This window comes from Cellulosimicrobium sp. SL-1, assembly GCF_011033075.1.
Taxonomy (GTDB): Bacteria; Actinomycetota; Actinomycetes; order Actinomycetales; family Cellulomonadaceae; genus Cellulosimicrobium; species Cellulosimicrobium funkei.
Genome location: NZ_JAACJC010000010.1, coordinates 201,732 through 225,496, shown reverse-complemented (window position 1 = coordinate 225,496; position 23,765 = coordinate 201,732). Strand labels below are relative to the sequence as shown.

Below are 23,765 nucleotides of genomic sequence, written 5' to 3'. Positions count from 1 at the left end.
CGCTAGCCTGCCCGGATGCTCCCCTCCGACTGGATCGCGCACCGCCGCCCCGACGACCGCGAGCACGTGGGCTGGATCCGCCCCGAGGGCGACGCCTGGGTGGCCGTGTCGCTGCTCGGGCACGAGCTCACCGGACCGGTCGACTGGCTCGAGGCCGAGGAGGCGCTCGACGCGAGCAGCCTCGCGTGGCTCGCCGACGTCTGGGTGCTCGAGCAGGACGACGCGCCGCCGCTGCGGGTCCGGCTCGTCGAGGTCACGCCGGACGGCGTCGTCGTGCAGACGGACGACTTCGGGGCGATCGACGTCCCCGTCGAGCGCTACGACCTCCCGTGGCCGCCCCCGCCCACGCTGCGACCGCGCCGGCCCGACGACCCGGACGGCCGCGTCCTGTCGTCCCGACCCTGACGGCCGTGCGGCTGCGCGCCGCGCGCGGTCAGCCCGCGTCCGTCGTGCCTTCGTAGAGGCCGATCTGGTTCCCGTCGGCGTCCTCGAACGCGGCCCACCACGAGGTGGGGCTGATCTGCGACTTCTCCAGCACGACGCGCCCGCCGAGCTCACGGACCTTGGCGAGCGTCTCCTCGATGGAGTCGACCTCGATGTAGCTGCGCGGGCTCGTGAAGCCCTCGGAGCGTGGGGCGAGGCCGCCGCCGCTGATCTTGTTCGGGGCCTGCCACATGGGGTAGCCCTCGAAGCCGGGAACCTCCGCGATCTGCCAGCCGAAGAGCTCGCCGTAGAACTGCGTGGCCCTGCCGTTGTCGCTCACCGGGATGTCGATGTGCGTGATGTCTCCGTGCGCCATGGTTCCTCCCCGTGCCGGTGACGGGCGGACACCCGCCGAGCACCAGCCTAGGGACGGCGGTGCCGCGCGCACCAGGGCCCGGCCGGACCGTGCGACCGGGGTCAGCGCTCGTCCGGCGCCGGGGAGCGCTCGACGGCGGAACCCTCAGGCTCCACCTGAGGGTCGGCCTCGGGGTCCGCGGGCTCCGACGGAGCGGCGTCGTCCCCGTCCGGTACGGCGTCGGCGGCGGGAAGGGAGTCCGTGCCGCGCAGGTCCTCGGCGGGCCGCGGCGCGTCGTCGCCGGAGAGCCACCGCAGCCAGCCCGAGCCCGGGTCGGGCTCCAGCACGAGCGCCCGGACGAGCAGCGTGAGCGGGATCGCGAGGATCGCCCCGAGCGGCCCGATGACGAACGTCCAGAAGACGACGGACACGAAGCTCAACGTGAGGCTGAGGTTCACCGCGTCGGCGACGAACTTCGGCTGGACGAGCACCTGGAGCACGACGTTCACCACGCAGTAGACCGCGACGACGGCGAGCGCGAGCTGCCAGCCCCCGACCACGAACGCCATGACGACGGGCGGCACGAGCCCCAGGACGAAGCCGATGTTCGGGATGAAGTTCGTGACGAACGCGAGGATCGCCCACACGGTCGGGGCCGGCACCGACAGGAGCCACAGGGCGACGCCGTCGATCACGGCGACGACCGCGCCGAACGACGCGTTGACCACGAAGTAGCGCCGCACCCCGCCGCTGAACCGGGTCGCCCGGTCGACCGTCGCGGCGCGCTCGGCGCCGAACACCGAGCCGGCGGTGGAGTACCGCGCGGCGTCGGCGGCCATGAAGATCGCGTAGGCGAGCACGAAGAAGAACGCGGTCGCGATGCCCAGGGCCATGCCGGACACGTTGCCCGCGAGGCTGACGACGCGTCCCGGGTCGAGCCACGACGTGGCCGCCTCGGCGATGTCCGTGTCGATGCCGACCGCGGCGAGCTGGTCCACCACGTCGTCGACCGCGCGCACGAGGGCGGGGAGATACTCGCGGACGAGATCCACGAACCGGACGCCTGCGAACGCGAGCATCGCGACGAGCGCCGCGAGGATGAGGTACGCGACCGTGACGACGGCGGACGTCGCGGCCCACCGCGGCCAGCCCCGACGCTCCAGGGGGAAGCGCACGGGGTGGCAGATGATGACGATGACCGCGGCGAGGAACATCGGGGCGAGGACCTCGCGGGCGGCGTGGACCCCGGCGAGGACGACGACGCCGGCGGCGAGGGCCAGGAGCGTGCGCGTGGCGGGAGGGAGCCCCGGGGCGGGAGGCGTCGTCGTGGTCACGCGCCGACGATAACCGCCGGGGTGCGTCGCGCACCCGGGCGTCCGCGCGCGGCGCGGCGGGTCAGCCCTTCGCGGCCTTGGCGGCGGCCTTCTGGGCCTTCTTGAACGTGCGCACCTCGGCGAGCGACTCGGGGCTCGTGACGTCGGCGATGGACCGGCGGGAGCCCTCGTCCCCGTAGTGGCCGGCGGCCTCGCGCCACCCCGCGGGCCGCACGCCCCGCTGCTTGCCCAGGAGCGCGAGGAAGATGCGCGCCTTCTGGTCGCCGAACCCGGGCAGCGCCCGCAGGCGCGCGAGCACCTCCGCGCCCGTCGGCTCGCCGTCCGCGCCCGGCGCGGTCCAGATCCGGGTCGTGTCGCCGTCGTACTCGTCGACGACGACGCGCGCGAGCTCCTGCACCCGGCCGGCCATCGAGCGCCCGTAGCGGTGGATCGCGGGCGGCGTCGTGGCGAGCGTGACGAACGCGTCGGGGTCGGTGTCCGCCACGGTGCGCGGGTCGATCGAGCCGAGGCGGTCGCGGATCTTGCGGGGCCCGGCGAACGCGTGCTCCATCGGGTACTGCTGGTCGAGCAGCATCCCCACGAGGAGCGCGAACGCGTCGTCGCTGAGCAGCGCGTCCGCGTCGGGGTCGCCGGTGATCCAGAGCTGGTCGGTCATGCCCCCATCATGGCAGCCGGCTGCCCGGGAGCACGGCGCAGCCGTCCGGTCCGGAACTCGTCGACGCCCGCGCGCCGCAGGACCGCGCTCGTCCAGCCGGGCAGGAGCCGCAGGCCGTCCGCGCCGGTCACGCGACGCACGTCGTCGACGACGTACTCCACGCCGCGGCGCTCGAGGACGAGCTCCCCGGCCGCCTCGACGTTGCGGACCCAGTCCACGTCGGGGCCGTACGTGAGGGCGAACGCGACGCGGACCGGACCGCTCGGGTCGTCGCGGTAGGCGAACGCGAAGACCGGGGTGCGGTACTCCCGCCCGCTGCGCCGCCCGACGTGGCGGACGACGGCCATCGGCCCGACGCCCGTCGCGACGCGGAGCACGACGGGGTTGAGGAAGCGCCTGTTGCTGCGGGTCACCCAGCGCGGGATCGGCATGGGCCCATCGTCACCCGGCGTGCCCCCGGCCCGCGACCTATCGTGGCGGCGTGCCCACCCGACTCCTCCTGCTCAGCGACACGCACGTCCCGGTCCGCGCCCGGGCGCTCCCGGACCAGGTGTGGCGCGCGGTCGACGACGCGGACGTCGTCGTGCACGCGGGCGACTGGGTGAGCGCCGACCTGCTCGACGCGCTCGAGGCGCGCGCGGCGCGCCTCGTCGGGGTCGCGGGGAACAACGACGGCCCCGACCTGCACGCGCGCCTGCCCGAGGTGGCGCGCACCACGGTCGAGGGGCTGCGGCTCGCCGTCGTGCACGAGACGGGCGGGAAGGACGGGCGCGAGCGTCGAGCCGACGCCGCGTTCGGGGACGTGGACCTGCTCGTGTTCGGGCACAGCCACATCCCCTGGGACACCACGTCGCCGGGCGGCCTGCGCCTGCTCAACCCCGGATCGCCGACGGACCGCCGTCGGCAGCCGGTCGGGACGTTCCTCACGGCCGTCGTCGACGACGGCGCGCTGCGGGACGTCGAGCTCGTGCCCGTCGCGCGCTGAGTGCTCACGCCGCGCCGGCGCGCGCCCGGTGCTCCGCCGGGCTCACGCCGCGCACGCGCTTGAACGCGGCGCTCAGCGCGAACGGCGTCGCGTACCCGACGGCGCGCGCGACCGCGGAGAGCGTCGCGTCCGGCTCGAGGAGGAGGTCGGCGGCCAGGTCGAGCCGCCAGCCGGTGAGGTAGCCCATCGGCGGCTCGCCGACGAGCGCCGTGAAGCGGCGCGAGAACGCCGCCCGCGACAGCCCCACCTCCCGCGCGAGCGCATCGAGGGTCCAGGCGCGCGCCGGGTCGTGGTGGATGAGCCGGAGCGCGGCCCCGACGACGGGGTCGGCGTCGGCGCGGTACCAGCCCGGTGCGTCGTCGCGCGAGAGCCACGTGCGCAGGCACGAGATGAGGAGGAGGTCGAGGAGGCGGTCGAGCACCGCCTCCTGGCCGGGGAGGTCCTGCACGACCTCCCGGGCGAGCATCTCGACGAGCGTCCCGTCCACGTCCCCGCGGCGCAGGACCACGCGCTGGGGCAGGACGCGCAGCACCCGACGCCCGACCTCGCCGTCGAGCGGGTACGTGCCCGTGACGATGACGGTCTCGCCGTCCGGGTCGTTGCCCCACGACCGCACGCCGAGCACGGTCATGGGGGAGGGGCCGCCGTCGACCGCCCGGCACATGTCGGACGCCGGGCCGACGACGACCTGGGGCGCCGTGGTCGGCGCGTCGGCGACGACGTAGTGGTCCGGGCCGCGCAGGAGCACGACGTCGCCCGCGGCGACGTGCTCGCCCGGGTCGGACGACGTGCCCCCGGCCCCGGGGCCGACCCACCCGGACCCGCGCAGGACGGGGACGATCGTCAGCGGCGCCTCGTCCTCGATGCGCATGCCCCACGGCGCGCGCAGGTGGCTCCGCAGGAGGAAGGCCCCGCGGGCGCGCGGCCCGTCGAGCAGCCCGGCGACGACGTCCATCGCGCCAGCGTACGCCGGGGCGTGGCGAGACGATTACGTATGCGCGCGAGCCGGTCGGCCATGGAACGTCTCGCGGCGCGGCGGTTGGGTGGGACCCGTACCGCTCCACCACTCGCACCTCGGGAGACACCATGCCTGCCTCGACCCCGCCCACCGCCGCCCCGTCGGCGGCGCCCGCCCGCACGACGGCGCCGACCGCCGCACCGGCACCTGCGCCCGGCACCGTCCTCGTGCTCGGCGCGACCGGCAAGACCGGCCGCCGCGTCGCGGACCGGCTCGACGCGGCCGGCGTCCCCGTGCGCCGGGCGTCGCGCTCCGGCGACGTGCGCTTCGACTGGGACGACGACACGACGTGGGAGCCCGCGCTCGCGGGGGCCGCGGCCGTGTACGTCGCGTACGCGCCCGACCTCGCGGTCCCCGGGGCCCCGGAGACCGTGGCCCGTCTCGCGGCCCGCGCGCACGACGCCGGTGCGCGCCGCCTCGTGCTGCTCTCGGGGCGCGGCGAGGACGAGGCGCAGCGCGCGGAGGAGCTCGTCGGCGCGGCGTTCCCGGCGCGCACGGTCGTGCGGTGCGCGTTCTTCGACCAGAACTTCAGCGAGAGCTTCCTCCTCGAGCCCGTGCTCGACGGCGTCCTCGCGCTCCCGGTCGACGACGTCGCGGAGCCGTTCGTCGACCTCGAGGACGTGGCCGACGTCGCGGTCGCGGCCCTCACGGACGATGCCCTCGCGGGGCGCGTCCTCGAGCTCACCGGGCCGCGCGCGCTGACGTTCCACGAAGCGGTCGCGGAGATCGCCGCCGCGAGCGGGCGCGGCGTCCGCTACGAGCCCGTCGCCATGGAGGCGTTCGTCGCGGGCCTCGCTGCGGCCGGGCTGCCCGACGACGTCGTCGACCTCATGCGGTACCTCTTCACCGAGGTGCTCGACGGGCGCGGGACCCCCGTGACCGACGGCGTCCGCGTCGCGCTCGGCCGCGAGCCGCGGGACTTCCGCGAGTACGCGGCCCGCGAGGCGGGCGCGTGGGTCGCAGGCACCGGCGCCGGCACCCGCACGGTGGAGACCACGCCATGACCGCGTTCGCGACCCTCGTCGTGGCGGCCGCCGTCGCGACGGGGCTCGCGGGCGGCGTGCTCTTCGCGTTCTCGACGTTCGTGATGGGCGGGCTGCGCCGCCTCCCGCCGGGCGAGGGCGGAGCCGCGATGGTCGCGATCAACCGCGACGCGCTCCGGCCGCCGCTGATGCTCCTGCTCGCCGCGAGCGTCCTGCTCCCCGCGGCGGCGGCCGTCGTCGGGCTCGTCGGCGGGGACTCCGGGGCGGGGCGGGCGCTCGCGGGCGCGGTCGTCGCGGTCGTCGGGATCCTCGGCGTGACGGCCGTGGGCAACGTCCCGGTCAACGAGCGGCTCGACGCCGCGGCCCGCGAGGGCGACCTGGCGGCGGCGTGGACGGCGTTCCTCCCGCGCTGGCTCGCGTGGAACCACGTGCGCACGGTGGCCGGCGCGGCGTCGAGTGCGCTGCTCGCCCTCGCGCTGGTCTGAGGTGCGCGGGTGCCCGCGCCGGGTCCCGCCGCGGAATAGCCGCGGCCGGGACCCGGTTGCGCACGACATGAGCGACGTCACAGCGGCCGTGCCGGCCGACGAGCAGGACACCGTCCGTCGGGTCCTGGAGGGCACCGAGACCTGGGCCGTCGTCGGCCTGTCGAACAACACCGCGCGCGCCGCGTACGGGGTCGCGCGCGTGCTGCAGCAGCACGGCAAGCGGGTCGTGCCCGTGCACCCGTCGGCGGAGACCGTCCACGGCGAGCAGGGGTACGCGAGCCTCGCGGACGTCCCGTTCCCCGTCGACGTCGTCGACGTGTTCGTGCGGTCCGAGCTCGCGGGCGACGTGGCCGACCAGGCGATCGCGATCGGCGCGAAGGCGGTGTGGTTCCAGCTCGACGTGATCGACGAGGACGCCGCGCGGCGCGTGCGCGACGCGGGCCTCGACATGGTCATGGACCGCTGCCCCGCGATCGAGCTGCCGCGCCTCGCCGCGGCCGAGGAGGCCTGACCGTGCCCGCGGTCGACACCACGACGCGCCTCGGCTCAGGCGCTGCGGCGCGGCTCGCCGACGAGCAGGTCGTGTGGCTCGTCACGGTGGACCCGCACGGCACGCCGCAGCCGACGCCGGTCTGGTTCCGCTGGGACGGTGCCGACGAGATCGTCGTGAAGTCCCAGCCGCGCACGGCCAAGCTGCGCAACGTCCGCGCGAACCCCCGCGTCGCGGTGCACCTCAACAGCACCCCGTCGGGCGGCGACGTCGTCGTGCTCACCGGCACGGCGTCGGTCGACGACGACGGTCTCTCGGCCGCGGAGCGCGCGGCGTACGACGCGAAGTACGACGACGGCATCCGCGGCCTCGGCACGACGCCCGACGGCTTCCACGACGACTACGCCGTGACGCTGCGCGTGCGCCTCGAACGGCTGCGCGGCTTCTGAGGGTCCCTCAGGCCGGGGGCTCGAACGTCAGCACCGGCCTGCCGGTGCGCGGGTGCGTGAGGACCTCGCACCGCACGCCGTAGACGGGGTCCAGCACGTCGGGCACGAGCACGTCGTGGACGTCGCCCGCCGCGACGACGCGGCCGTCCGCCAGCACGACGACGTGGTCGCACGTCTGGGCCGCGAGGTTGAGGTCGTGGAGCGCGGCGAGCACGGTGACGCCGCCGTCCGCGAGGTCGCGCAGGACGCGCATCGTGTCGAGCTGCGCGGCGATGTCGAGGTGGTTGGTCGGCTCGTCGAGCAGCAGGAGCGCGGGCTCCTGCGCGAGGGCGCGCGCGAGGTGCACGCGCTGGCGCTCGCCGCCGGAGAGCGTCGCGACCTCACGGTCCGCGAACCCCGCCATCCCGACGCGGGCGAGCGCCGCCCGGGCGAGCTCGCGGTCGGTCGCGGAGTCGCCCGCGAGGAGCGAGCGGTGCGGGATGCGGCCGAGCAGCACGGCGTCGAGCACGGAGAGCGGGAGGTCGGTCGTCGCGTCCTGCTCGACGAGCGCGAGCACCCGCGCCCGCTGCCGACGCGGCAGCGCGAGCAGGTCGGCGCCGTCGAACCGCACGCGGGCGCCGTCCCGGCCCGGGTCCGCCGACGGCGCCCGGACGCCCGCGAGCACGCGCAGGAGCGTGGACTTCCCGGAGCCGTTCGGGCCGAGCAGCCCGCTCACCGCACCCGCGGGCGCGGTGCAGTCGACGCCGTCGAGGACGAGGCGACCGTCGACCGACCACGACACGCGCTCCGCGTCGAGCCCGGTCGTGCCCACGACGGCGGGGGCGCTCACGCGGTCCTCCGTCCGCGCCACAGCAGCAGGGCGAACACCGGGGCGCCGATCGCGGCGGTGACGATGCCGACGGGCAGCTCGCGCGGCGCGAAGACCGTGCGCGCGAGCGTGTCGGCCCAGACGAGGAACGTCGCGCCGAACAGCGCGGAGAGCGGGAGGAGCAGGCGGTGCCGCGCGCCGGTGAGGAGCCGGACCGCGTGCGGCAGGATCAGGCCGACGAACCCGATGGACCCCGACTGGGACACGAGCGCGCCGGTGAGCAGCGCGACGCCCACGAGGAGCGTCCAGCGCACGCGCGCGACGTCGACCCCGAGCGCGGAGGCCGCCGTGTCGCCGAAGGTGAAGGCGTCGAGCACCGAGCCGGTCGACGCGAGCAACGTCCCGAGCACGAGCGTCGCGCCGCCCGCGACCGCGACGGAGGTCCACGTCGCGCCCGCGACGGACCCCATGAGCCACGACAGGATCTCGCGGTACGAGTCGCCGGTCGCGGACCAGAAGATGACGAAGCTCGTCGCGGCCGCCGCGAGCTGGCTCACCGCGAGCCCGGCGAGCACCGTCCGCGTGGGCGTGAGCGCCCCGAGCGCGCCCGCGAGCCCGAGCGCGGCGACGAGTGCGAGCACCGCGCCGCCGAAGGCCGCGACGGGGAGCAGGACCGTCCAGCCCGCGACCAGCACGAGCACCGCGCCGAGCGACGCGCCGGACGACAGCCCGAGCAGGTACGGGTCGGCGAGCGGGTTGCGCGTGAGCGACTGCATGACGACGCCGCACACGGCGAGACCGGCCCCCACGGCCGCGGCGGTGAGCACGCGGGGGAGCCGCAGCTGCCACACCATGCCGTCCTGCAGGGCGCCGAGCGGCTCCAGGCCCAGCAGCCCGCCGAGCCCGAGGTGCGTCGCGACCGAGCGCCACACCTCGCCGACGGCGAGGTCGGCCGGCCCGATCGTCACCGTGACGAGCACCGTCGCGACGAGCGCGACGACGCCGGCCGGCACCCACCAGGCCGCGCCACGCCGCGCGCGACCGGCCGGGCCGGTGCCGTCCGGGCGACGGTCGGCCGCGGCGGGCGCGGGCCGGGTGCGCAGGGTCGTCACAGGTCGAGCGCCTCCAGCTGCGCGGCGAGGTCCACGACGGCGTCGACGTTGCGCACGCCCGCCTCGGTCGCCGGGAACGGGATCGTCAGGTAGCGGCCCTCGCGGACGGCCGTCATCTCGGCCGTGGCCGGGTTGGACTCGAGCCGCTCGATCTTCGCCTCGGCGGTGTTCCAGGCGGCGTCGACGAGGACGAGCACGTCCGGGTCGGCGGCGACCGCCTCCTCCCACGCGTACGACGTCCAGGTGTCGTGCACGTCGCCCGCCACGTTCTCGAGCCCGACGGCGTCCATGATCATCTGCGGCGCGCCGATGCCCGCCCCGACGTACGGGATGTCGTCGCCCGACGAGTACCACAGGGCGGTCAGGCCGCGGTCGTCGCGGACGACGCCGTCGAGCGTCGCGCGCTGCTCCGCGACGAGGTCCGCCGCGGCGTCCTGCGCGTCGAAGATCGTGCCGACCTCGGTGATCTCGGCGAACACGTCGTCGAACGTCAGCGGGTCGGGCATGTACTCCGGCGCCTTGCACGCGGCGGGGGAGACGTAGGTCGCGACGCCGAGCTGCGCGAGGGTCTCGCGGTCGCCGGCGCCGTCGGCCGTGAGGTTGGACTCCCAGCCCGCGTACACGAGGTCGGGCTCGGTCTCCAGGACCGCCTCGGCACCCGGGACCTGGTCCGAGAGCGGCTCCATGACGGCGGGGACGTCCGCGGCGGCGTCGGCCAGCGACTCGGGCACCGGCCCGTCGGCGAACGCGCTCGCGACGATCCGGTCGCCGAGCCCGAGGGCCAGGAGCATCTCCGTGGTGCTCGACTTGATCGTCACGACGCGCTCGGGCGCGGCGTCGAACGTCACCTCGAACCCGCAGTCGTCGAGCGTGAGCGGGTACGCGGTGCTCCCGGGCGTGCTCGACGACGTCGCGCCGCCCGCAGAGGTCGGGTCGCCCCCGGGCGTCGTGCCGGACGAGCAGGCGGCGAGCGCGAGGGCGAGCGCCGCCGCGCCGACGGCGGCGCGGACGGGTCGGCGAGAGGCAGGGGACGGCGTGGGACGCGAGGGCACGGAGCTGCTCCGGGTGCGAGGCGGGGAGAGAGCCGGACGGCGGTCCCCGGGCGGGGACGCGGGCTCTCCAGGGTCGGACGCGCCATCTCGCGTCGGGCGGACCCGCGACCCAAGGACGAGGTCGCTCCGGCGAACGATCGAGGGGTTCGCGGTCCGTCGTCCAGCCTACACACGCGACCGTGACAGAGTGTGCGTCGTGACCGAGCCGTCGAACCCGCCCGCCCCCGACCCTGCGACCTCGCCCCTGCGCGCCGTGGTGACCGGCGCGTCGTCGGGCATCGGGGAGGCGTGCGTACGGTTCCTGCGCGCCCGGGGCTGGGACGTCGTGGCGTTCGCGCGCCGCGCGGACCGGCTCGCCGAGGTCGCGGAGCGCACGGGCGCCCACCCCGTGGTGGGCGACGTGACCTCCGACGACGACGTCGCGCGCCTCGTCGCCGAGGCAGGTGCTCGCGGGCCCGTGCACGCGCTGCTCAACATCGCGGGCTTCGGCCTCGGCGTCGACCCGGTCGACGAGGCGAAGATCGACGAGTGGCGCGCGATGTACGAGACGAACGTGCTCGGCACCGTGCGCGTGACCCGGGCCTTCCTGCCGCTCCTGCGCGCGTCGCGCCGCGGCGACATCGTGCTCATGACGTCGACCGCGGGCCACGACACGTACGTCGGCGGCTCCGGCTACGTCGCGTCCAAGCACGCGCTGCTCGGCGTCGCGAAGACGCTCCGCCTCGAGCTCGTGGGCGAGCCGATCCGCGTCATCGAGATCGCGCCGGGCCTCGTGCACACGCCCGAGTTCTCGCTCAACCGCTACCACGGGGACCAGGCGGGGGCCGACGCCGTCTACGAGGGCGTCGTGGACCCGCTCACCGCCGACGACGTCGCCGACGTCGTGACGTTCGCCGTCACGCGCCCGCACCACGTGAACATCGACTCGCTGATCCTGCGGCCCGTCGCGCAGGCCTCGACGTACTCCCTGTGGCGCGCGCCGCTCGTCCCGAAGGGCGTGGAGCCCGCGCGCGACGCCGACGCGTCCGCCCGCTGACCGGGACCCGTCCGGGAGCAGAGCCGCTCCGAACCGACGATGGCGCCCGGGGCCGGCCCGGCGTCTACTGGACCACGGGAGGACGCGCATGACGGGGCAGCGGCAGGCAGCCGGGCAGGCGGGCGGACGGGCGGCGCTCGCGGGCGTCGTCGCGGCGGCCGTCGGGTTCGCCGTGGCCGAGCTCGCCGCGGCCGTCGTCGCGCCCGGGTCGAGCCCGCTGTTCGCCGCCGGGGCGGGGGTCGTCGACGCGGTGCCGGGGCCCCTCAAGGACTGGGCCGTCGCGACCTTCGGCACCGCGGACAAGGCGGTGCTGCTCGGGGTCTTGGGCGTCGTGCTCGCCGCGGGCGCGGCCCTCAGCGGCTGGCTCGAGCTCCGCCGTCCGCCGTCCGGCGCACTGCTCCTCGCCGCCGTCGGGGCGGTCGGGGCGGTCGTCGCCGCCACCCGGCCGGGCGGGGACGTGGCCTGGGCGCTGCCCAGCCTGGTCGGCGTGGGGGTCGCCGTGCTGCTGCTGCGCGCGTCGCTCCGGACGCTGCGCGGCCCTGCCGCGCCCTCCGGCGCCGACGACGCGGCGACGACGCCCGACGGCCTCGACCGCCGCAGGTTCCTCCTCGTCACGGGACTGGCCGCGGCGGCCGGCGTCGTCGCGCTCGCGACGTCGCGCGCGGTGTCCGTCGGCTCGCGAGCCGTGACGGCCGCGCGCGCCGCGCTGCGGCTGCCCGCCCCCGCGACCCCGGCCCCCGCCGTGCCCGCCGGGGCGGACCTGCGCGTCCCCGGGCTCGCGCCGTACGTCACCCCGAACGCGGACTTCTACCGCATCGACACGGCGCTGCGCGTGCCGCAGGTGGACCCGGCGTCGTGGACGCTGCGCGTCTCGGGGCTCGTCGACGACCCGTTCGAGATCACGCTCGACGAGCTGCTCGCGCTCCCGCTCGTCGAGCACCACCTCACGCTCACGTGCGTGTCCAACGAGGTCGGCGGGGACCTCGTGGGCAACGCGCGGTGGCTCGGGTACCCGGTGCGCGAGCTGCTCGCGCGCGCGGGAGTGCAGGACGGCGCCGACATGGTGCTCTCGACGAGCGCCGACGGGTGGACGGCGAGCACGCCGCTCGACGCCCTCACCGACCCCGACCGGGCGAGCCTGCTCGCCGTCGGGATGAACGGCGAGGCGCTGCCGGCCGAGCACGGGTTCCCCGCCCGGCTCGTCGTGCCCGGGCTGTACGGCTACGTGTCCGCGACGAAGTGGGTCACCGAGCTCAAGGTCACGACCTTCGCCGACGACGTCGCCTACTGGTCCACGCGCGGGTGGTCGGAACGGGGACCGATCAAGCTCGCGTCGCGCGTCGACACCCCGCGCGACGGCGCGGCCGTGGAGGCGGGGGAGGTCGTCGTCGCGGGCGTGGCGTGGGCCCAGCACACGGGCGTCGAGGGCGTCGAGGTGCGTGTGGACGACGGCCCGTGGCGCGCCGCGACGCTCGCCGCCACGGTGGGCCCGGACACGTGGCGGCAGTGGTCGTACGCGTGGGACGCGACGCCCGGGGAGCACCGGCTGACGGTCCGCGCGACCGACGCCGACGGGCGCACCCAGACGGCCGACGTCGCCCCGCCTGCGCCCGACGGCGCCTCGGGCTGGCACGAGGTCGCCGTCCGCGTCCGGTGACCGGCCCGACGAGGGGCCAGGCGAGTGGCCCGGGTCCTGGACCGGAGGTTGTCCCGCGACGGGCGTGCTGGCACCATGTGCGGGTGACCTCCGCGCGCCCCACGAGCAGCACGCTCGTCCTGGCGCGCCCGCGGGTCCTCCCCGCCACCTGTTGTTGAGGGCTCGCGGCGCCCTGCGCAGCCTCGACCTGGTGTCCGCGAGCAGCCTCCCGCCCCTCCCTCCCTGCGACGGGGCGTGACGGTCGCCGGTCCCGCGCCACGGCTCAGCGATGAGTCCGACGCCACGACCGGGTCTGCACCCACGGACGCCAGCCGAGCACAGGACGCGAGACCACCATGTACGTTCCCCCGCACTTCCCCCGCTACCGCCCGACCACCGTGCCGTCGTCGGCACCCGCCCTCCCCGCCCTCACCGCGTCGGCTGCCGCCGGGCCCCCGCTCACGCTCGAGTGGCTCGTCGCTCGCGACATCGACGCCTACACCGCGCGCCGCCGGGCGGCGGCTACCATGGAGGCACAGGCGTCGACCCGGCCATCACCGGCGAGCCTCCGGAAGAACGGGAACCCCGCCGCGGGGCAGGCCTGACGGCCCGCGGCAGGTCCTCACTAGACCCGGACGGGTGGGCCCGTCACAGCCTGCGACGAGCGGTCGGCGACCGCCCGTGGTGCCCGACGACGTCGGGCACCTGCGGGGACGGCGCCGGCAAGCGAGGTGGTACCGCGGCGAGCCCGCCCCAGGTGGGGGAGTCGTCCTCGCAGGAGAGCACGACCGACCCGTACCACCACGGCGGACACCCCGCCGGCCGCTACCTCACCGGAGTCCTCGAGACCATGGCCTATCCGCTGCACCGCGCACCCTCGTCCGCCGCCGACTCGCACCCCGGGGCCGCGTTCGGCGTCCCCGCGTCCCCGGACCTGCCCGCGATCGAGCGCGAGGTCCTCGCCTACTGGGAGGCGGACGACACGTTCCGCGCCTCGGTCGAGCGCAACCCCGCCGGGGAGAACGGCAGCAACGAGTTCGTCTTCTACGACGGCCCGCCGTTCGCCAACGGCCTGCCCCACTACGGGCACCTGCTCACGGGCTACGCGAAGGACGTCGTGCCGCGGTACCAGACGATGCGCGGCAAGCACGTCGAGCGTCGCTTCGGCTGGGACACGCACGGCCTGCCCGCCGAGCTCGAGGCGATGGACCAGCTGGGGATCAAGACCAAGGAGGAGATCCTCGAGCTGGGGATCGAGCGGTTCAACGACGCGTGCCGCGCGTCGGTGCTCAAGTACACGAGCGAGTGGCAGGACTACGTGACCCGCCAGGCGCGCTGGGTCGACTTCGAGCACGACTACAAGACGCTCGACCCGACGTTCATGGAGTCGGTCCTGTGGGCGTTCAAGCAGCTCTACGACAAGGGCCTCGTCTACGAGGGCTTCCGCGTGCTGCCCTACTGCTGGAACGACCAGACGCCGCTGTCCAACCACGAGCTGCGCATGGACGAGGACGTGTACCAGGTCCGCCAGGACCCGGCGGTCACCGTCGGCTTCCGGCTCGAGACGGGCGAGCTCGCGCTCATCTGGACGACGACGCCCTGGACGCTGCCGTCGAACCTGTTCGTCATGGTCGGCCCCGACGTCGAGTACGTCGTCGTGGAGTCGTCGTTCACGGGCGTCAAGGAGCGCTACGTGATCGCCGCCGAGCGTCTCGAGGCGTACGCGCGCGAGCTCGCCGACGAGGGCGTCGAGGACGTGACGACGCAGGTCGTCGAGCGGTTCACGGGTGCCGACCTCGTCGGGCGGTCGTACACGCCGCCGTTCTCGTACTTCGCCGGGCACGCCGGTGCGCACCGGGTCGTCGAGGCAGACTTCGTCACGACCACGGACGGCACCGGGCTCGTGCACAACGCCGGCGCGTTCGGCGAGGAGGACAAGGTCGTCTCCGACCGCGAGGGCGTCGAGCCGGTGCTCCCGGTCGCGTCCGACGGCAAGTTCGTCTTCCCCGTCGTCGACTACGAGAGCCTCCAGGTCTTCGACGCGAACGCGCTCATCATCGACCACCTCAAGGGCCGCACGCGCCACGACGCCGCGGCCGCGCAGGGGGAGGAGACGCCGGACCTCCCGCTCGGCGCCACGAGCCCCGGCACGGTGCTGCTGCGCCGCGAGTCGTACGCGCACTCCTACCCGCACTGCTGGCGCTGCCGCAAGCCGCTCATCTACATGGGCGTCTCGTCGTGGTTCGTCGCGGTGTCGAAGTTCAAGGACCGCATGGTCGAGCTCAACGAGCAGATCTCCTGGACGCCCGACCACATCCAGCACGGCCAGTTCGGCAAGTGGCTGGAGAACGCGCGCGACTGGTCGATCACGCGCAACCGGTTCTGGGGCAGCCCGGTGCCGGTGTGGCGCTCGGACGACCCGCAGCACCCGCGCGTCGACGTGTACGGCTCGTTCGCCGAGATCGAGCGGGACTTCGGCACCCTCCCGCGCAACGAGAAGGGCGAGCCGGACCTGCACCGGCCGTTCGTCGACCGCCTCACGCGCCCCAACCCGGACGACCCGACGGGCCGCTCGACCATGCGCCGCGTCGAGGACGTCATGGACGTCTGGTTCGACTCGGGGTCCATGCCCTACGCGCAGGTGCACTACCCGTTCGAGAACACCGACTGGTTCGAGCACCACAACCCCGGCGACTTCATCGTCGAGTACATCGGCCAGACGCGCGGCTGGTTCTACACGCTGCACGTGCTCGCGACCGCGCTGTTCGACCGCCCGGCGTTCCGCTCGGCCGTCTCGCACGGCATCGTGCTGGGCTCCGACGGCCGCAAGATGAGCAAGTCGCTGCGCAACTACCCGGACGTCAACGAGGTCTTCGACCGCGACGGCTCCGACGCGATGCGCTGGTTCCTCATGAGCTCGCCCATCCTGCGCGGCGGCAACCTCGTCGTCACCGAGGACGGGATCCGCGACGCGGTGCGCCAGGTGCTGCTCCCGCTGTGGAGCACGTACTACTTCTTCACCCTGTACGCGAACACGTCGAAGGCGCAGGCGCGGGCGGGCGAGCCCGTCGAGCCCGCCGGGTACGTCGCGCAGAAGGTCGCGCCCGAGCGCGTGGCCGGGCTCCCGGCGCTCGACCGCTACCTGCTCGCGCGCACCCACGACCTCGTGGTGCGCGTGACCGGGCAGCTCGACGCGTACGACATCGCGGGCGCGTGCGAGACCGTGCGCGAGCACCTCGACGTCCTGACCAACTGGTACGTGCGCACCCAGCGCGACCGGTTCTGGGCGGAGGACGCCGACGCGTTCGACACGCTGTACACGGCGCTCGAGACGCTCACGCGCGTCATGGCGCCGCTCGCCCCGCTGCTCGCGGAGGAGGTGTGGCGCGGCCTGACCGGCGGGCGCTCGGTCCACCTCACCGACTGGCCGGCGTCCACCGAGGAGGTCGGCGAGCGGTTCGTCGGCGAGGACGGCTCGTCCGCCGTGGCCGTGCGTCACGTCCCGGACGCGTCCCTCGTCGCCGACCCGGCGCTCGTCGCCGCGATGGACGAGGTCCGCGCCGTCGCGTCGGCCGCGCTCGGCCTGCGCAAGGCGCACCAGCTCCGGGTGCGCCAGCCGCTCGCGCGGCTCACGGTCGTCGTGGACGACCCGGGGGCGCTCGCGCCGTACACGGACCTGCTGGCGCGCGAGCTCAACGTCAAGGCCGTCGAGCTCGAGTCCACCGACTCGGACGCCGCGGAGCGCTTCGGCATCACGCAGCGCCTCGCGGTCAACGCCCGCGCCGCGGGCCCGCGCCTGGGCCGCGGGGTGCAGGCCGTCATCAAGGCCGCCAAGGCCGGTGCGTGGCGCGTGGACGACGCCGGGGAGGTCGTCGTGACGACGGACGACGGCGACGTCGCGCTCCTGCCCGCGGAGTACGAGCTGACGACGGTGGTCGCCGACCGCGGCGTCGCCGAGGGGGAGGCGCCGAGCATCGCCGCCGCGGTGCTCGCGAGCGGCGGGTTCGCCGTCCTCGACCTCGCGCTCGACGACGCGCTGCTCGCCGAGGGCTACGCGCGCGACGTGATCCGCGACGTGCAGGACGCGCGCAAGGCCGCCGGGCTCGACGTCGCCGACCGCATCCGGCTCTCGCTCGACGTGCCGGGCGAGTGGCTCGCGGCCGTCGAGGAGCACCGTGACCTCGTCGCGCGCGAGACGCTCGCGGTCGAGGTCGTCGTCGAGACGTCGCCGACCGACGTGCGCTCCGTGCGCGTCGAGAAGGCCGACGGCACCGTCCCGGACGCTGGCCCCGTCGAGGAGGCGAACCTGTGAGCGCCGCACGCAAGGACTCCGGCGCCGCACGACGGCAGAGCGCGAAGGACGCCCGCGCGGCGGCGGAGGACGCCGCCGCGCAGGCGGACCTCGAGCGCGTCTACCAGCACATCGTGTCCCGTGCTCCCGAGCACGACTTCGACCCGACGATCGACCGGGTGCGGCGCCTGTTCGAGCTGCTCGGCGACCCGCAGCACGCGTTCCGGACGATCCACCTCACCGGGACCAACGGCAAGACGAGCACCGCGCGCGTCGCGGAGCGTCTCGTGCGTGAGCACGGCCTGCGCACCGGCCTGTTCACGAGCCCGCACCTGACGAGCGTCACCGAGCGGATCGTCGTCGACGGCGAGCCGCTCTCGGCGCGCCGGTTCGTCGAGGTGTGGGAGGACGTCTACCCCTACGTGCAGGTCGTCGACGCGGAGCTCGCGGAGAGCGGGCAGTCACAGCTCAGCTTCTTCGAGGTCCTCACGGGCGTGGCGTTCGCCGCGTTCGCGGACACGCCCGTCGACGTCGCGATCGTCGAGGTCGGTATGGGCGGCGAGTGGGACTCGACCAACGTGGTCGACGCGGAGGTCGCCGTCGTGACACCCGTCGCGCTCGACCACGAGCGGTGGCTCGGGAGCACGCTCGAGGAGATCGCGACGGTCAAGTCGGGCATCGTCAAGGAGGGCGCGACCGTCGTCTCGGCCGCGCAGCGCCCCGAGGTCGAGGAGGTGCTGCGGGCCCGGGCGGAGCGCGTCGGCGCGCGCCTGCTGCGCGAGGGCGTCGACCTCGACGTCGCCGCGCGCCAGGTCGCGGTCGGCGGCCAGCTCCTCGACCTGCGCACGCCCGCTGCGCTCTACACCGAGGTGTTCCTCCCGCTGCACGGCGAGCACCAGGCGCACAACGCGCTGCTCGCGCTCGGCGCGGTGGAGGCGTTCCTCGGCGGCCGGGCGCTCGACGGCACGCTCGTCGAGGCGGCTTTCGCGGACGTCACGTCGCCGGGACGGCTCGAGGTCGTGCGGTCCAGCCCGACCGTCCTCGTCGACGCGGCGCACAACGCCGCGGGGGCCGAGGCGCTCGCGACGGCGCTCGGCGAGGCGTTCGACCTGCGCCACCTCGTCGGCGTCGTCGCGATCATGGCCGACAAGGACGCCGAGCCGCTCCTCGCGGCGCTCGAGCCGGTGCTCGCGGAGATCGTCGTGACGCGCAACAGCTCGGAGCGCTCGGCCGACCCGACGGAGCTCGCCGAGCTCGCGGCCGACGTCTTCGGCGAGGACCGCGTGCACAGCACCGAGCGCCTCGACGAGGCGCTCCAGGTGGCGGTCGACCTCGTCGAGCGCGACGACGCCGTGGGCGTCGGCACGGGCACGGGCGTCCTGGTCACGGGCTCGGTCGTGACGGTGGCCGACGCGCGCGTCCTGCTCGGTCGCGGCTGACGCCCGGACGCCGCGCGGCGCGCGGCGGCCGGGTGTTTGATGGAGGCGACGACGGCGGCGGGCACGCCGGGCGCGGCCTGCCGACGTCGCGGGGGCTGTCGGCGCCCGGAGCACCGGGCGCACGGACCGATGGAGGGATGACCGGTGAAGAAGCTGCTCAACGATCCCCAGGACGCGGTGACGGAGTCCCTCGAGGGCTTCGGCCAGGCGCACGCCGACCTCGTGCAGGTGCACCTCGCGCCCCCGTACGTGTCGCGCGCCGGCGGCGCGGTGGCCGGCAAGGTCGGGCTGGTCTCGGGCGGCGGCTCGGGCCACGAGCCGCTGCACGCGGGCTTCGTCGGGCCGGGGATGCTCGACGCCGCGGTGCCGGGCGCGGTGTTCACCTCGCCGACGCCCGACCAGATCGTCCCGGCGATCCTCGGCGCCGACTCGGGCGCCGGCGTGCTCGCGATCGTCAAGAACTACACGGGCGACGTGCTGAACTTCGAGACGGCGGTCGAGCTCGTCGAGGCCGAGGGCACCGAGGTCACGAGCATCCTCGTCAACGACGACGTCGCGGTCGAGGACTCGCTCTACACCGCGGGTCGGCGCGGCGTCGCGGGGACGGTCGCGGTCGAGAAGATCGCGGGCGCGGCGGCCGAGCGCGGCGACGACCTCGGCACCGTGACGGAGATCGCCGGGCGCGTCGTGGCGAACGTGCGCTCGATGGGCGTCGCCCTCACGGCGTGCACCGTGCCGCACGTGGGCAGGCCGAGCTTCGACCTCGGCGACGACGAGGTCGAGATCGGCATCGGGATCCACGGCGAGCCCGGGCGGCACCGGATCCCGCTCGCGTCGGCGGACGAGATCACGCAGCGGCTGGTCGATCCCGTGGCCGACGACCTGGGCCTCGCCGACGGCGAGGACGTGTTGCTGTTCGTTAACGGAATGGGCGGTACCCCGCTGTCCGAGCTGTACGTCGTCTATCGTCAGGCGAGGAGGCTGCTCGAAGGGCGCGGCGTACGCGTGACGCGCTCGCTCGTCGGCAACTACGTCACGTCGCTGGAGATGCAGGGTGCGTCGGTCACCGTGCTGCGCCTGGACGACGAGCTCACCGCCCTGTGGGACGCTCCCGTCCACACGGCCGCGCTGCGCTGGTGAGCGGGTGCCCTTTCGTGCAGTCTCCTGGAGTCGGCGCACCGCCGGCTCGACGGCGAGGAGAGGTGGGGCATGACGCTGGACGTGGCCTGGGCCGAGCGATGGACCCGGCTGAGCGCGGAGCGGATCGCGGCGGCGCGGGACGAGCTGACGGAGCTGGACCGCCAGATCGGTGACGGCGACCACGGCGAGAACCTCGACCGGGGTTTCCGCGCGGTGGTCGCCAAGCTCGACGGGGCGGCCGACGGCGAGCAGCCGCCCGGCCAGATCGGCGACGTGCTCAAGCTCGTGGCCACGACGCTCATGTCGTCCGTCGGCGGCGCCTCGGGCCCGCTCTACGGGACCGCCTACCTGCGCGCCGCGAAGGTGACCGGCCTCGCGGAGCTCGACGCGCACGGCGTCGTCGCGCTGCTCGAGGGAGCGCTCGAGGGCATCTCCGCGCGCGGCAAGGCGCAGGTCGGCGAGAAGACGATGGTCGACGCCTGGCAGCCCGCGGTCGACGCGGCGGAGGCCGCGGCCGACGCGGGCGGCTCGACGGCCGACGTCCTCGCGGCCGCCGCCCGGGCCGCGCGCGAGGGCGCCGAGGCCACCGCGCCGCTCGTGGCGACGAAGGGCCGGGCGAGCTACCTCGGCGAGCGCAGCGCGGGCCACCAGGACCCGGGCGCGACGTCGACCGCGATCCTGCTCGAGGCCGCGCGCGACGCGGCGGCGGCGTGAGCGGCGTGGCCGGACCGGTCGGCACGCGGGCCCGGGTCGCGCTCGTCCTCGTCTCCCACTCGCAGCGCCTCGCGCAGGGGGCCGTCGAGCTGTCCGCGCAGATGGCGCCCGGCGTCCTGCTGCTCGCGGCGGGCGGGACGGACGACGGCGGCCTCGGCACGAGCTACGACCGCGTCTCCGGCGCGATCGACGAGGCGCTGCGCGTCGCGGACGGCGTCGTCGTGCTCGCGGACCTGGGCTCGGCCGTGATGACGGTCGAGTCGGTGCTGGACCTGGAGGACGGCTTCGACGGGCGCGTGCTGCTCGCGGACGCGCCGTTCGTCGAGGGCGCCGTCGCGGCGGCCGTCACCGCGCACGGCGGCGGCGACGTGGCCGAGGTCCTCGCGTCCGCGGAGCACGCGGGCGGCACGTTCGCCGTCCCCGCCGCGGCACCGGAGGCGGGGGAGGAGAACCCTGCGGACGGCGCCCCGCCGGCGGGGGAGGCCCGCGCCGTCGTGACGTTGCGCAACCCGCTCGGCCTGCACGCCCGGCCCGCCGCCGTGCTCGCCCGCCTGGTCGCCGGGTTCGACGCGAGCGTCGCGATCGACGGCGTCAACGGGGCGAGCGTCCTCGAGCTCATGAAGCTCGGCGCGACCGGCGGGCAGGAGCTCACGGTCACGGGGGAGGGCCCGCAGGCCGCGGACGCCGTGCGCGCGGTGGTCGAGGCGGTGGAGGGCGGGTTCGGCGAGGTCTGACGCCGCGGAGGTGTGACCTCCGTCACCCGATATTGCAGTTGATGCAAAATTGCAGGGGATGCAAGAATGCTCCTCGTGCCGACGACTCCGCCTGACGTGCCCGCTCGCCCCTCCGTGGCCGAGCGGGCCGCGGCATGCCTCGTGCCGTCGCCCGGCGGGCTGCGGGAGCGCAAGAAGCGCGCGCGCCGCGAGGCCCTCGTCGACGCCGCGCAGACCCTCGTCCTCGACCGCGGCCTCGACGCCGTGACGGTCGAGGACATCTGCGCGGCCGTCGGCGTCTCGCCCCGCACGTTCTTCAACTACTTCCCCGCGAAGGACGACGCCGTGCTCGGCCTCGAGGAGTTCTCGGTCCGACCGGACGTCGTCGCGGCCTTCGTCTCCGGCGGTCCGACGGGCGCGCTCCTCGACGACCTCGAGGTCGTGGTGGCCGACGTGCTCGCGCACGAGGTCGTCACTCCCGAGCGCATGGCGCGCACGCTCGAGCTCGTGCAGCGCGAGCCGCACCTCGTCGCGCGCCACGTCGCGTGGGTCGAGGGCCACCGTGCGGAGCTCGTCGAGATGCTCGTCGCACGTCGCGCGGTCCGGCCGTTCGTCCCGGACCCCGAGCTCCTGGCGCTCGTCGTCATGAGCCTCCTGCGGGCGAGCACGGTCGAGTGGCAGCAGCGGGGCCGCGAGGGCGAGCCGGTGGACCACCTGCCGGGCGTCGTCGACCAGCTCCGCGCGCTGCTCCGCGACACGCGCGCCCCTGATCCCGCGGCCCCCTGACCGCAGCCCCTCGCCCCGCGCGAGGACACCACCGCTCGGGTCTCCCGCCCGACCTCCCGCACCTCACCAGCCCCCACCCGACGACGGGCCGCGCCCGTCGGCGTGCGCCCGTCCGTCCCGACCGAACCGGATCCTCATGGCCTCCTCCACCGCAGCACCACACGTCGACGGCGGCAAGCCGCTCGTCGTGCTCACCCCGCGCACCGTGTGGGTGATCTTCGGCGCGCTCATGGCGTCGATGTTCCTGTCCTCGCTCGACCAGTCGATCGTCGGCACCGCGATGCCGACGATCGTCGGCGAGCTCCACGGCGTCGAGCACCAGGGCTGGGTCATCACGGCCTACATCCTGGCGATCGCCATCGTCATGCCGCTCTACGGCAAGTTCGGCGACCTCTGGGGCCGCCGCTGGCCGTTCCTCGTCGCGATCGGCCTCTTCACGGTCGCGTCGGCCGGCGCCGGGTTCGCGCAGTCGTTCCCCGAGCTCGTCGCCTGGCGCGGCGTCCAGGGCCTCGGCGGCGGCGGTCTGATGATCCTGTCGCAGGCGATCATCGCCGACATCGTCCCCGCCAAGGACCGCGGCAAGTACATGGGTCCCATGGGCGCGCTCTTCGGCATCGCCGCGGTCATCGGGCCGCTCCTCGGCGGCTGGTTCACCGAGGGCCCGGGCTGGCGCTGGGCGTTCTGGATCAACGTGCCCATCGGCGTCGCCGCGTTCGTCGTGGCGTGGGTCGCGCTCAAGCTCCCCTCGCACCGCGCGGGCCGCAAGATCGACGTCGCGGGCATCTTCTTCCTCGTCGTCGCGACGTCCGGCATCGTCCTGGTGACGAGCTGGGAGTCCCTGACGACGTCGTCGGGCTACGACTGGTCCGACCCGTGGCTGCTCGGCCTCGTCGCGGCCGTCGTGGTGTCGGTCGTCGCGTTCGTCCTCGTCGAGAACCGCGCCGAGGAGCCGCTGCTCCCGCTGCACCTGTTCAAGAACCGGACCTTCACCATCGCGACGCTCATCGGCCTCGTGCTCGGCATGGGCATGTTCTCGGCGCTCGCGTTCCTCCCGACGTTCCTGCAGATGTCCACGGGCGCCGGGGTCACCGAGTCCGGGTTCCTCATGCTCCCGATGATGGTCGGCGTCATGATCACGGCCATCGGGTCCGGTATCGCCATCACCAAGACCGGGCGGTACAAGATCTACCCGGTGGTGGGGCTCGCGATCACCGCGGCCGGGATGGTCTGGCTCACGCGCATCACGGGCGACATGTCGATGTGGCTCTTCGGTGCGATGATCTTCGTCATGGGCGCCGGGATGGGCCTCGTCATGCAGACGATCGTGCTCGCCGTGCAGAACTCGGTCGACCCGCACGAGATCGGGACCGCCACGAGCGCGAACAACTTCTTCCGCGAGATCGGCGCGGCCGTCGGGACGGCGCTGTTCAGCACCATCTTCACGTCGCGGCTCGCCGACAACCTCGAGGGCGTCTTCGCGGGCGTGCCGGGCGGTGCGGCCCCCGCCGGCGCGGAGGGCTCCTCGCTCACGCCCGAGCTGGTGCAGCAGCTCCCGGAGCCGATCCACACGGGCGTCGTCGACGCGTTCACCGACGCGCTCGCCCCCGCGTTCTGGTACCTGGTCCCCCTCGTCCTCGTCGGGTTCGTGCTCGCGCTGTTCCTGCGCGAGGTCAAGCTGTCCGACGTCGCCGGGATGGTCGCGCGCGGCGAGGCCGTCGCGGACCACGGCGACCTGCGCGAGGACGCCCCCGCGACGGGCCAGGTCGACGGTGCCGCGGTCGTCGTGCCCGCGGGCGGCGGTGGACCGGACGACGAGCGCCCCGGGAGCCGGGAGCGCGACGGCGCGCCGGTATCCTGACCG

At 75.0% G+C, this 23,765-nt stretch carries 24 protein-coding genes; 16 read left to right on the top strand and 8 right to left on the bottom strand.

Translation table 11 applies throughout. The features are described 5' to 3' along the window. The first annotated feature begins 15 nt into the window (after window positions 1-15). A complete protein-coding gene (locus GWJ10_RS16480) occupies window positions 16-405 on the top strand; it encodes a hypothetical protein (protein WP_163188565.1) in 390 nt (129 codons plus the stop codon). A 28-nt stretch (window positions 406-433) separates the two neighbouring features. On the opposite strand, the gene GWJ10_RS16475 is transcribed toward GWJ10_RS16480, so the two are convergent. From GWJ10_RS16475 to GWJ10_RS16460, 4 genes are all read right to left on the bottom strand, one after another. Further along, window positions 434-799 carry a VOC family protein gene (locus tag GWJ10_RS16475; protein WP_163188563.1) on the bottom strand — a complete coding sequence of 122 codons (366 nt, stop codon included), beginning with the start codon at window positions 797-799 and terminating at the stop codon, window positions 434-436. 101 nt (window positions 800-900) lie between these two features. Further along, window positions 901-2,112: an AI-2E family transporter gene (locus tag GWJ10_RS16470; RefSeq protein ID WP_082774757.1), complete on the bottom strand. Its 1,212-nt coding sequence runs from the start codon at window positions 2,110-2,112 to the stop codon at window positions 901-903. Between the two features lie 61 nt (window positions 2,113-2,173). Continuing rightward, window positions 2,174-2,767, bottom strand: a complete 594-nt coding sequence (locus tag GWJ10_RS16465; RefSeq protein WP_163188561.1) for an HhH-GPD-type base excision DNA repair protein — start codon at window positions 2,765-2,767, stop codon at window positions 2,174-2,176. Then, entirely contained in the window at window positions 2,764-3,198 is a 435-nt protein-coding gene (locus GWJ10_RS16460) for a nitroreductase family deazaflavin-dependent oxidoreductase (protein ID WP_163188559.1), read from the bottom strand. Before GWJ10_RS16460 ends, GWJ10_RS16465 begins: the two co-directional genes overlap by 4 nt. Before the next feature lie 50 nt (window positions 3,199-3,248). Between GWJ10_RS16460 and GWJ10_RS16455 the strand changes: the two genes are divergently transcribed. Then, window positions 3,249-3,752 (top strand): metallophosphoesterase, encoded by a 504-nt coding sequence (locus tag GWJ10_RS16455; RefSeq protein WP_163188557.1) that lies wholly within the window; start codon window positions 3,249-3,251, stop codon window positions 3,750-3,752. Between the two features lie 4 nt (window positions 3,753-3,756). Here GWJ10_RS16455 and GWJ10_RS16450 read toward each other — a convergent pair whose 3' ends face one another. Next, on the bottom strand, window positions 3,757-4,707 hold the full coding sequence (locus GWJ10_RS16450; protein ID WP_163188555.1) for an AraC family transcriptional regulator: 951 nt from the start codon (window positions 4,705-4,707) through the stop codon (window positions 3,757-3,759). Window positions 4,708-4,838: 131 nt separating this feature from the next. On the opposite strand from GWJ10_RS16450, the gene GWJ10_RS19625 reads away from it, so the two are divergent. From GWJ10_RS19625 to GWJ10_RS16430, 4 genes are all read left to right on the top strand, one after another. After that, window positions 4,839-5,774: an NmrA family transcriptional regulator gene (locus GWJ10_RS19625; protein WP_241005866.1), complete on the top strand. Its 936-nt coding sequence runs from the start codon at window positions 4,839-4,841 to the stop codon at window positions 5,772-5,774. Then, a complete protein-coding gene (locus tag GWJ10_RS16440) occupies window positions 5,771-6,238 on the top strand; it encodes an anthrone oxygenase family protein (RefSeq protein ID WP_163188553.1) in 468 nt (155 codons plus the stop codon). Before GWJ10_RS19625 ends, GWJ10_RS16440 begins: the two co-directional genes overlap by 4 nt. Before the next feature lie 67 nt (window positions 6,239-6,305). Then, complete coding sequence (locus GWJ10_RS16435) at window positions 6,306-6,749, top strand: CoA-binding protein (protein WP_021483339.1); 444 nt, start codon at window positions 6,306-6,308, stop codon at window positions 6,747-6,749. A 2-nt stretch (window positions 6,750-6,751) separates the two neighbouring features. Beyond that, on the top strand, window positions 6,752-7,177 hold the full coding sequence (locus GWJ10_RS16430) for a TIGR03667 family PPOX class F420-dependent oxidoreductase (protein WP_163188551.1): 426 nt from the start codon (window positions 6,752-6,754) through the stop codon (window positions 7,175-7,177). A gap of 7 nt (window positions 7,178-7,184) precedes the next feature. Here GWJ10_RS16430 and GWJ10_RS16425 read toward each other — a convergent pair whose 3' ends face one another. The 3 genes from GWJ10_RS16425 to GWJ10_RS16415 form a co-directional block, all read right to left on the bottom strand. Beyond that, window positions 7,185-8,006: a putative F420-0 ABC transporter ATP-binding protein gene (locus tag GWJ10_RS16425; RefSeq protein ID WP_241005865.1), complete on the bottom strand. Its 822-nt coding sequence runs from the start codon at window positions 8,004-8,006 to the stop codon at window positions 7,185-7,187. Then, window positions 8,003-8,998 carry a putative F420-0 ABC transporter permease subunit gene (locus GWJ10_RS16420; RefSeq protein ID WP_061269013.1) on the bottom strand — a complete coding sequence of 332 codons (996 nt, stop codon included), beginning with the start codon at window positions 8,996-8,998 and terminating at the stop codon, window positions 8,003-8,005. Before GWJ10_RS16420 ends, GWJ10_RS16425 begins: the two co-directional genes overlap by 4 nt. Window positions 8,999-9,093: 95 nt before the next feature. Then, a complete protein-coding gene (locus tag GWJ10_RS16415; protein ID WP_163188549.1) occupies window positions 9,094-10,149 on the bottom strand; it encodes a putative F420-0 ABC transporter substrate-binding protein in 1,056 nt (351 codons plus the stop codon). A 196-nt stretch (window positions 10,150-10,345) separates the two neighbouring features. Between GWJ10_RS16415 and GWJ10_RS16410 the strand changes: the two genes are divergently transcribed. The 10 genes from GWJ10_RS16410 to GWJ10_RS16365 all read left to right on the top strand — a co-directional run bounded on the left by GWJ10_RS16410 (window position 10,346) and on the right by GWJ10_RS16365 (window position 23,762). Beyond that, window positions 10,346-11,185 carry an SDR family NAD(P)-dependent oxidoreductase gene (locus tag GWJ10_RS16410; RefSeq protein WP_241005864.1) on the top strand — a complete coding sequence of 280 codons (840 nt, stop codon included), beginning with the start codon at window positions 10,346-10,348 and terminating at the stop codon, window positions 11,183-11,185. 88 nt (window positions 11,186-11,273) lie between these two features. Then, a complete protein-coding gene (locus tag GWJ10_RS16405) occupies window positions 11,274-12,842 on the top strand; it encodes a molybdopterin-dependent oxidoreductase (RefSeq protein ID WP_163188545.1) in 1,569 nt (522 codons plus the stop codon). Between the two features lie 335 nt (window positions 12,843-13,177). Next, window positions 13,178-13,426, top strand: coding sequence for a hypothetical protein (locus tag GWJ10_RS16400; RefSeq protein WP_043658411.1), 249 nt, complete (start codon window positions 13,178-13,180; stop codon window positions 13,424-13,426). Between the two features lie 245 nt (window positions 13,427-13,671). Next, window positions 13,672-17,133 (top strand): isoleucine--tRNA ligase, encoded by a 3,462-nt coding sequence (ileS, locus tag GWJ10_RS16395; protein WP_163188606.1) that lies wholly within the window; start codon window positions 13,672-13,674, stop codon window positions 17,131-17,133. Continuing rightward, the gene (locus GWJ10_RS16390; protein WP_163188544.1) at window positions 17,130-18,551 is read left to right on the top strand and encodes a folylpolyglutamate synthase/dihydrofolate synthase family protein; all 1,422 of its coding nucleotides are present in this window, start codon (window positions 17,130-17,132) and stop codon (window positions 18,549-18,551) included. Before ileS ends, GWJ10_RS16390 begins: the two co-directional genes overlap by 4 nt. 144 nt (window positions 18,552-18,695) lie before the next feature. Next, window positions 18,696-19,691, top strand: coding sequence for a dihydroxyacetone kinase subunit DhaK (gene dhaK / locus GWJ10_RS16385; RefSeq protein WP_076406418.1), 996 nt, complete (start codon window positions 18,696-18,698; stop codon window positions 19,689-19,691). A gap of 69 nt (window positions 19,692-19,760) precedes the next feature. Continuing rightward, window positions 19,761-20,405, top strand: a complete 645-nt coding sequence (gene dhaL / locus GWJ10_RS16380) for a dihydroxyacetone kinase subunit DhaL (RefSeq protein ID WP_076406420.1) — start codon at window positions 19,761-19,763, stop codon at window positions 20,403-20,405. Continuing rightward, window positions 20,402-21,139: a dihydroxyacetone kinase phosphoryl donor subunit DhaM gene (gene dhaM, locus GWJ10_RS16375; RefSeq protein ID WP_076406422.1), complete on the top strand. Its 738-nt coding sequence runs from the start codon at window positions 20,402-20,404 to the stop codon at window positions 21,137-21,139. Before dhaL ends, dhaM begins: the two co-directional genes overlap by 4 nt. 75 nt (window positions 21,140-21,214) lie before the next feature. Next, window positions 21,215-21,904 (top strand): TetR/AcrR family transcriptional regulator, encoded by a 690-nt coding sequence (locus tag GWJ10_RS16370; RefSeq protein WP_241005863.1) that lies wholly within the window; start codon window positions 21,215-21,217, stop codon window positions 21,902-21,904. A 136-nt stretch (window positions 21,905-22,040) separates the two neighbouring features. Beyond that, window positions 22,041-23,762: an MDR family MFS transporter gene (locus GWJ10_RS16365; protein ID WP_163188540.1), complete on the top strand. Its 1,722-nt coding sequence runs from the start codon at window positions 22,041-22,043 to the stop codon at window positions 23,760-23,762. The last annotated feature ends 3 nt before the right edge of the window (window positions 23,763-23,765 follow it).

What these genes read in the sequence shown, in the direction of transcription:
- GWJ10_RS16435 (WP_021483339.1), top strand. Translation starts at nt 6,306, where the DNA reads ATGAGCGACGTCACAGCGGCCGTGCCGGCCGACGAGCAGGACACCGTC.
- GWJ10_RS16465 (WP_163188561.1), bottom strand. Translation starts at nt 2,767, where the DNA reads ATGACCGACCAGCTCTGGATCACCGGCGACCCCGACGCGGACGCGCTG.
- GWJ10_RS19625 (WP_241005866.1), top strand. Translation starts at nt 4,839, where the DNA reads ATGCCTGCCTCGACCCCGCCCACCGCCGCCCCGTCGGCGGCGCCCGCC.
- GWJ10_RS16365 (WP_163188540.1), top strand. Translation starts at nt 22,041, where the DNA reads ATGGCCTCCTCCACCGCAGCACCACACGTCGACGGCGGCAAGCCGCTC.
- GWJ10_RS16405 (WP_163188545.1), top strand. Translation starts at nt 11,274, where the DNA reads ATGACGGGGCAGCGGCAGGCAGCCGGGCAGGCGGGCGGACGGGCGGCG.
- dhaL (WP_076406420.1), top strand. Translation starts at nt 19,761, where the DNA reads ATGACGCTGGACGTGGCCTGGGCCGAGCGATGGACCCGGCTGAGCGCG.
- GWJ10_RS16440 (WP_163188553.1), top strand. Translation starts at nt 5,771, where the DNA reads ATGACCGCGTTCGCGACCCTCGTCGTGGCGGCCGCCGTCGCGACGGGG.
- GWJ10_RS16450 (WP_163188555.1), bottom strand. Translation starts at nt 4,707, where the DNA reads ATGGACGTCGTCGCCGGGCTGCTCGACGGGCCGCGCGCCCGCGGGGCC.
- GWJ10_RS16460 (WP_163188559.1), bottom strand. Translation starts at nt 3,198, where the DNA reads ATGCCGATCCCGCGCTGGGTGACCCGCAGCAACAGGCGCTTCCTCAAC.
- GWJ10_RS16480 (WP_163188565.1), top strand. Translation starts at nt 16, where the DNA reads ATGCTCCCCTCCGACTGGATCGCGCACCGCCGCCCCGACGACCGCGAG.
- GWJ10_RS16400 (WP_043658411.1), top strand. Translation starts at nt 13,178, where the DNA reads ATGTACGTTCCCCCGCACTTCCCCCGCTACCGCCCGACCACCGTGCCG.
- ileS (WP_163188606.1), top strand. Translation starts at nt 13,672, where the DNA reads ATGGCCTATCCGCTGCACCGCGCACCCTCGTCCGCCGCCGACTCGCAC.
- GWJ10_RS16475 (WP_163188563.1), bottom strand. Translation starts at nt 799, where the DNA reads ATGGCGCACGGAGACATCACGCACATCGACATCCCGGTGAGCGACAAC.